This window comes from Aquimarina amphilecti (genome assembly GCF_900109375.1).
In the GTDB taxonomy this organism is placed as follows: Bacteria; Bacteroidota; Bacteroidia; order Flavobacteriales; family Flavobacteriaceae; genus Aquimarina; species Aquimarina amphilecti.
Map to the genome: position 1 here is coordinate 531,236 of NZ_FOAB01000005.1, position 8,344 is coordinate 539,579.

3 protein-coding genes are annotated in these 8,344 nt (G+C 30.6%); 2 read left to right on the forward strand and 1 reads right to left on the reverse strand.

All coding sequences use genetic code 11. From position 1 onward, the window contains the following. Positions 1-1,098, forward strand: coding sequence for a glycoside hydrolase family 16 protein (locus tag BMY33_RS15760; RefSeq protein WP_170837095.1), 1,098 nt, complete (start codon positions 1-3; stop codon positions 1,096-1,098). Positions 1,099-1,352: 254 nt separating this feature from the next. On the opposite strand, the gene BMY33_RS15765 is transcribed toward BMY33_RS15760, so the two are convergent. After that, positions 1,353-4,682, reverse strand: coding sequence for a VCBS repeat-containing protein (locus BMY33_RS15765; RefSeq protein ID WP_091410296.1), 3,330 nt, complete (start codon positions 4,680-4,682; stop codon positions 1,353-1,355). A gap of 205 nt (positions 4,683-4,887) precedes the next feature. Here BMY33_RS15765 and BMY33_RS15770 point away from each other — a divergent pair, with 205 nt between their 5' ends. Next, positions 4,888-7,668 (forward strand): helix-turn-helix and ligand-binding sensor domain-containing protein, encoded by a 2,781-nt coding sequence (locus BMY33_RS15770; protein WP_091410298.1) that lies wholly within the window; start codon positions 4,888-4,890, stop codon positions 7,666-7,668. The last annotated feature ends 676 nt before the right edge of the window (positions 7,669-8,344 follow it).

Genomic DNA, 8,344 nt, shown 5'->3' on the forward strand with positions numbered 1-8,344 from the left:
ATGAAAAGAGTTATAAATTATATATTCGTTTTTGTCTCATTATCGTTCATGTCATGCAATGAGGATAATGAAGTTTTTCAAGTAGAAAGGCCAAGTGGTTTATCCGTAACTGTTGATGTAGTAGGAAAGACTACCGAGATGCCTAACGGTGATGGATCAGGTATAGTAATTATAGAAGCGACGGCTACCGGAGTTGTTAAATATGATTTTTATATCAATGATACTAAACGAGCATCTACATTAGATGGTAAATACACACATACTTTTGAAGCTATCGGTATTAACCAAAATGATATTAGAGTAGAAGCAGTTAGTGTTTCTGGTGGAATTTCTGAATCGACTAGGAATATCAGTATTCTTAGAGAAGACGATACTACAGATGGAGAACTTATTATATCTGGGCCGCTTCCTGGACAAGTACTTGTATGGTCAGATGAGTTTGACTCAGGCAGTTTAGATAGTTCTAATTGGGTGTTTGAAACTGGTGATTTAGGAGTGAATAATGAATTACAACGTTATACCGATAGAAGTGATAATCTAGTGGTAGAAGATGGGTTGTTAAAAATAACAGCAAAAGCAGAACAGTTAGATGGTAATGCATATACTTCGGCAAGAATAAAAACTCAAGGTAAGCGTGAATTTAGATTCGGGACTATGGAGGCAAGGATCAAATTAGCTTTAGGACAAGGTACTTGGCCAGCTTTTTGGATGTTAGGAGCTAATATAGATGAAGTTGGATGGCCAGTTTGTGGGGAAATTGATATTATGGAGTATGTTGGGAGAAATCCAATACGTACATATTCAAATGTTTTCTTTCCTGGAAATACCGGAGCTGATAATACTACATCAAGATCTTTAGATGTTGATGGCTTAGATGAAGGTTTTCATGTTTTTAGAGCTGAATGGGATACTAATAAAATAGTATTTAAAGTAGACGGTGTAGAATATAACACGTTTACAATCACTGATGGGTTGCCGTTTAGGGATGATTTCTTTTTTATCCTGAACGTTGCAATGGGAGGAGATTTTGGTGGAGCAGTTAGCGCTGACTTTACTGAGGCTACAATGGAAGTTGATTATGTGAGAGTGTATCAATAAAAATAAAGGAGTTTCACTAAATTAAGTTAGTTGTTTTTTTAGAATGCTGAAGATATTTAAATCTTCAGCATTTTTTATTTGTAATAAAAAAGATATATATGCCAATGATTTGTGAATCTCTTTTATAAAAGAGTAATATTTAAGGGTTTTGATAAAATGGATATTACTGAGAGGTTTTATTTTTAGGCTCCAATTAGAATACTTTCCGTAATTAAAAGAAAAAAATAAGAGGCGCTAGTTAATGACTGAATTAATTAGAATGGTAGGTTTTTTTTTAGTACACAAATGCTGTCATTATTTATGCTAGTTAGATAATGTTGTTGATTTTTAATAATAATCTTCTCAATATCTCTGGCTGGACCTTGAATTTCAAACAAACTCTCATTGTCTTTTGAAAAACCTCCATTCTGATCATTTATTAATAACATTCCGTGAAATGCATCAAGTCTAGATAATTGAGTGTTTAATTCATAATTATTACCAGATAACAAGATGTCGTCGTAATTGTCATTATTAAAATCATCAATATACATAGTGTTAATACATGAAATCTGAGCTTCTTTGGGCAAGAATCTTTTCTGAAAAGTACCATCGCCATTGTTTATGAAATAACAACTTTGTAGTTCGGTTACCCTTTTTTTTATGGAAGTTTTGATTTTTTCTTCTGGAAGATATTCGGAGAAGTTCGCTTTGGCGAATTTAGCATAGGATAAATGTCTTTTGTTGATAATTGGCATCTGCTTACTTAATTCATCTTTGCTATTAAAAACTGTTTCTGTTCCTTGGTAAAAATGTGTAATTATAGGGTCCATTTTTCCATTATCATCAAAATCATTTAATAAAAGAGTTATTGGTTCTTCTAAACTAGCAGTTAATCTAGTATTTAATCCCCAGTTTCCAGCAATGATATCAATGTCTCCATCATTATCAATATCATTAGCTTTTACAGAATTCCAAAAACCAAATGATTTTTTAAGATCACTACCTTTATCTAGTTTAAAAATATTGTCTTTATTAATGAAAATCTGAATTGGCATCCAATACCCAGCAACTATAATGTCAGTTTTATTATCGTTATTTGTATCTGCTAATGTTACATCCTGAACTAATCCAACTGAATTGAGTTCTGGCGCTATTTTTTTTGTAACGTCAACGTAATTTCCACTTCCATCATTTTCAAAAATGTAATTCTGAGGATTCATACCAAAAGCAGAAGGGATACTATTGGAACCGATTAGTATATCTAGATCTCCATCATTATCAAAGTCAAATGATTTTACAACAGATGCATTAATTGATATGTTTCGGAAGTTTTGATTATCTCTAATAAATGATCCTTTTTGATTTCTGAAATAATAAACAGAAAGATTTTCAGGTGCTGTTCCAATTTCGTTTCCTCCGTTGACAATAATAAGATCAAGATCATTATCATTGTCCGTATCAACTAATATGTTGTCTGTATTTTCGGAATGAAGAGTTTGGTCTATTTCAGGAATTTTTAGAGGAATAAAAGATCCATCATTTTTTTGTATGAATAGTTGAGCTGGTTTTCCTTTGGCAGCTCCTATGAAAAAATCATCATTATTGTCTCCATTTATATCACCAACAGTAATTTCAGGCCCTTGATTAGTATTCATGTATGGGATAAGAATTTCTCTATTAAATTCATTGTAATTATTATCATTATGACGATATGGAATTTTTTGAGAAACATTGGTCAATAATGACTTTTTATTATTGTTAGTAGCTGTTGTGTAAAAATTATTTTTAGCTTCTTGTTTGTTGGCCTTTAATAATTGATTCCCTTTTACGTTTTTTAATGTTTGAAAAGATCCTCCTGGCCAAATTATGGTTAAAGAATCTATTTCCTTAGATGTTCCCAGTCCTATATGCATTTTAGGAGAAACTGCAGAAATATAACCTCTAGAAGGGTAGTTTTCTTGAGTAATAGTTTGATTTTTAGTGTAAGCAATTACCTTAGTTCCTATGCCAAAGTGATTGTTTTTGGAACCATTAAAATCAATTGCTAAATAGTTGTGCTCTTTGGATATAGAATTGCTATTGTTCTCCATAATCATAGCAGGTTCATTGACATTATTTGTCACTAGATCTAAATCTCCATCATTGTCTAAATCCACATATACTGCGCCATTACTAAAAGAAGGTTTTTTTTCGAACCAAGTTTCAGTGATGTCTTCAAAATCAAAACCATTTTTATTTCGGAACAAATAATTAGGAGTATGTTTTTTAGGAAGTTTGTCGACTAATTTTAAATCATTTTCAGACATATTGGTACTGATCTGATTTGAAATAATTCCATTAGAAATAAAACTAACAAAATCTTTATCGTTGGTAGCTCCGTATATTCCATTCGTAATGTAAATATCTTTAAAACCATCATTATCTAAGTCTGCAAATAATCCGGCCCAGGACCATTCCGTTCCTGATACACCTACTTGATAAGAAATATCACTAAAGTTTAAATTTCCATTATTTAGTTGTAGCGTGTTTCTTATAAATTGAGGGTGATATCCTTTGCGCAGATATTGGTTGAAGTTTTGATAATTCATATCACTTTCTGTAGTCTTTAAACTTTGTAAACCATCAGAAAGCATATCTAGTGATAGAATATCCATACGACCATCATTGTTGAAATCTGCAATGTCATTACCCATAGAGAAATTTGTAGTATGACCAAGTTTTTTGAAATCTTGAGAAAGGATATCTTTAAAAGTTCCGTTCTTTTGATTTATGTATAAATAATCATTTTCAAAAAAATCATTTCCTACATAAATGTCGGGATAACCATCATTGTTTATATCACTTACGGATACACCAAGTCCATAGCCAATAATGCTGCTAAAAATTTTTGATTCATTGGTGACATCTTTATAAATACCGTTATCATTTATGAAAAATTTATCACCAGCTAGAGAATCTTTTATGAGACGTTTTTTGGCATCCCCATATGTTCTTTTTGGATACACCGAATAATGTAAAAGATATAAATCAAGATCACCATCAAGGTCATAGTCTAAAAAAGCTGCTTGGTTAGAGAAACCAATAATGTCTAATCCATATTTTTTTGCTTCTTCTTTAAAAACGGGAACTCCATTCTTGTCTATTCCTTGATTTACGTATAATAAATTTTTACCCTTTTTATTTCTGTGCTCTCCAAGTTTAGAAACATAGATATCCAACCATCCGTCATTATTGATGTCTAAATGAGTAACACCAGAAGACCAACCGCTACTATTATTAATTCCGGATGCCTTAGTGATATCTTCAAATTTCAGCCCCCCTTTATTTAAATATAATTTGTCACTTTCCATATTAGCAACAAAATATAAGTCTGATAAACCATCATTATTAAAATCGGCACTTGCGACCCCAGCTCCAATATAAAAATAGAGGTAGTTAAGTGCATTCCAATCTGACGTGTTGGTTAAGTTGTTGGAAAAATTGATAGAGGTTTCAGTTGGGTTTTTTAGGGTAAATAATTTGGTTTTTTTTTTCTTACCGCAGCTCAAAACGAGTAGTGCGTAAAAAGTATAAAAAATGAACTTTGGATGTGATATTTTCATTTCGTTCTTAAGCTAAGTATTGTAGCTTTAAAAATAGGGCTTTACGAAACGAATTACCATTATTTGTATAGATATTTTCGTTTTTATATGGAATCATAAAATTTAAGGTGTTTTATTGAATTTGTTTTTAATATGCTTTTATTAAGAATGTTAAGATATAATTTAGTATATTTGAGAGACTACCTTAGCTTAAAAATAGCATTTAATGAATCGTATTTGTTTTTTACTTTTTTTATTTCAATTTCTTTCCTTTTCGCAATCCATTGAAAACAAGATTTTACCTAAGATTACTCATTATGATACTAAAAATATGGGTTTTGGTGCTCAGTCTTGGGATATTGAGCAAGATGAAAATGGGATTATATATATAGCGAATAAAAATAAAGTTTTAATTTTTGATGGTAGTGAATGGAATGCTGTAGCAACTAATAATGCTATGGTCAATAGAAGTCTATTTGTTAAGAATAAGGATTCTATTTATTTTGGGGCAGATGGTCATTTTGGATTGTTAAAAAATAAACTTAATAATGCATATGAAGTTTCTTTGTTGAACAATGTTGATAAAGGTGTTTCTGATAGTGCAGAAGAGTATTGGAGGATACATGAAATTAATGGAGAAGTTGTTTTTCAAACCTTTAGCAATTTATATATAAATCAAGGTAATATTATAACCAAGATTCCTGCTCCTTGTTGTTTTAAATGGAGCTATAAAATAGAAGAAGATTTATATATTAATGATGATAAACATGGTGTTTTTAAACTTTCAGGAACAAGTTTGTTGCCGATTTATGATAATACCGATCTAAATGCAAATATCATTGGGATAACCGATGATGGAGATGATTTAATTCTTATAAGTGATACAAAAGGATTATTTAGATTAAGTAACGGTGAAATTGCTGCATTGAATTTCTCTTTGTCTGAAGAGGTGAGAAAAGCTCAAATTTTTTCTTTTCTGAAACTTAAGGATGGAAGAGTAGCGTTGGGTACTGTTTCTAATGGGCTTTACATACTGAATCTTGAAACAGGGCAAATTGAAAACATCAATAAATTAAAGGGGTTGCAAAACAATACTGTTTTGTCAATATTTCAAGATGATGAATACAACCTTTGGTTAGCATTGGATTATGGGGTTGATTACTTAAAATTAAATTCATCATTGAAGTATTTTTATGATTATTATGGTAAATTGGGTACTACGTATGCCGCTGTAAAAGAAAATGATTTTTATTATGTAGGAACAAATCAGGGGCTTTATTCTTTAGGCGTAGAGTCAGTTGATGATACAGAGGATTTTGAACAATTATTGAATGGTCAAGTTTGGAACCTTGTTTCAATTAATAATGAGGTGTTTGTTGGTCATGATACTGGAGCATATAGTCTTAGTGGGAAAGTTCTTAAGAAGATGGGTTTCAGTAAAGGAGCGTGGGATTTTAGATTGTTTAGGGAAGATGATAAAGACTTTGTTGTTTCTCCTAATTATAATGGTGTCTCCTTATATGAAAAACGAGAAGAAGAATGGAAAGAATTTCAACTTAAAGGATTTAGTAAATCAGTAAGGTATCTTGAGGTAGATGAGGATAATTATATTTGGTTGGCTTTACGATCTGAAGGCGTCTTTAAGTTCAGCTTAGATTATAGTGGAAAAAAACTCGTGCAGGAAAGCTTTTTCCCTCTAAGTGATTTTGAAGGAGCTGTATTGTCTTTATCTAAAGTAGATAAAGACATAATGATTACTTCCGGTTTTTATGTATATACATATGATTCAAAGAATGATTCTTTTCTAAAGAAAGAACTTGGTGGCAAAAAAGGATATTCCCCTAGAATTATTAAAAAAGGAAGAGAAACTTGGTATGCTGATAATGAAAGTATTGTTATAGAAAGCGACAATGGAATGTTGAATCTTAGGGAACTACAAGATCAATTAGTTCCGGATGTTTTAAATTCCTTTAAATTAGATGATAAGCATGAACTTATTCCTATATATAGCGGATTTTCGGTGTATGTTAGAGATAATTTAACTCCTCTAGAAAATATAAGGGAAAAGGTTTTAATTCGAGATTTTGTTTCTGTAGATAGTAAAGTGTCTTATAAAGAAAAATCTAAGATCCCTTTTCGCGATAATGATCTTAAGATAAGGTATGCTTTGCCTATATACGGTAAAAAAGTCACTTTTCAATCAAGAGTAAATGATCAAGAATGGAGTGATTGGACAACTTCTACCGAGCACACCCTCTATAATTTGAAAGAAGGTAATTATACGTTTGATGTAAGAGCAAGGTATGATGAGATTATAAAAGAATCTTCTTTTGATTTTACCATTAGTTCACCTTTGTATAGAACTCCTTGGGCCTATTGTTTTTATGTTTTGTTGATTGGAGCGATGCTTTTTGTTGCACGTTTTATCAATCGTTATAAAATGAAAAAGCAAAAAAAGAAATTATTGGAACTGAAGGAAGAAAAACTAAAGAAACAAGAAGAAGAATATAAAGCACAAAAATTAGAACAAGAACGTAAAATAATCGAGCTTAAGAATTCTAAATTAGAAAGTGAAATAAAAGCAAAGAGTAGAGAGCTTACTCAAATTGCTTATGTAAATCTCAATAAAAATAAAATTTTAAAAAAGATTAGAGATAAAATAGTGAAAATTCAGGATTCCCCTAATTCTAGATCTCATGATAGTAACTACATGGACCTGAAAAGACTAGTAGAATATTATATAACGGATAAGGAAAGTAAAATATTTAAAATAAATTTTGATAAATCACATCAGGAATTTTATGAGCGTTTGTCTAAACAATATCCTAGCTTGACATCAAAAGATCTTAGGTTGTGTGCTTACCTTAAAATGAATTTGTCTTCCAAAGAAATAGCACCTTTGTTAGGAATAAGTCCTCAGAGTGTAGATGTAAATAGACATAAGCTTAGAAAAAAGTTACAATTAGATCCCGAAAGTAATTTGACTAATTTTTTAATGATATTTTAGGTTTTAGAATTTGTAATATTTGTTTTTGGTGATTCACTAACTGTCCTAGGTGATATTTCGTAGATTTTATTTATGTTTTTTAATGATAATTGTTCTAGTAGAATAATCTTCGCTTACAGATGTGGTGAATGATTAATAGATGATATACATTGGTTTATTCGGGGTAATTTTTGTTGTTATTTTTTTGCTGTAATTATGTGATATAATAATAAGGACAGATGGTTCTTTGTTTTAGGTATTGTTTTTCAATTTTTTTGTTAGTGTAAACGTAATGTTTAGAGGTTGTTATAAAAAGATTAAAATTTTCTTCAAAAAAGTTGTTGTTGATTAGAAAAAGGGTTGTATGTTTGCACCCGCAAAACGGGATATTGTTTTGTTAGTTCATTGAGATTGATTTTGTTTGTTAGGTTAGGTTTTACGGGGCTTTATTGTTTTGTTTTAATTTGATTTAGGTTCTAAAAAAAACTTTAATTTTTTTTCAAAAAAGTTTTGTGGAATTAAAAAGTGGTTGTATATTTGCACCCGCTTTGAGAAACAAGCGAAGTTCATAAGAATAAAAGTTATACTGGAGTAGGGTGATTAGGTTCATTTTTGGGGTTCGATTCCTTGGTAATTTACGATTAACGACTGGCAATGAAGATTGTTTTCGGTTAGTTAAAAAAGTTCATTGATATAT

What these genes read in the sequence shown, in the direction of transcription:
- BMY33_RS15760 (WP_170837095.1), top strand. Translation starts at nt 1, where the DNA reads ATGAAAAGAGTTATAAATTATATATTCGTTTTTGTCTCATTATCGTTC.
- BMY33_RS15765 (WP_091410296.1), bottom strand. Translation starts at nt 4,682, where the DNA reads ATGAAAATATCACATCCAAAGTTCATTTTTTATACTTTTTACGCACTA.
- BMY33_RS15770 (WP_091410298.1), top strand. Translation starts at nt 4,888, where the DNA reads ATGAATCGTATTTGTTTTTTACTTTTTTTATTTCAATTTCTTTCCTTT.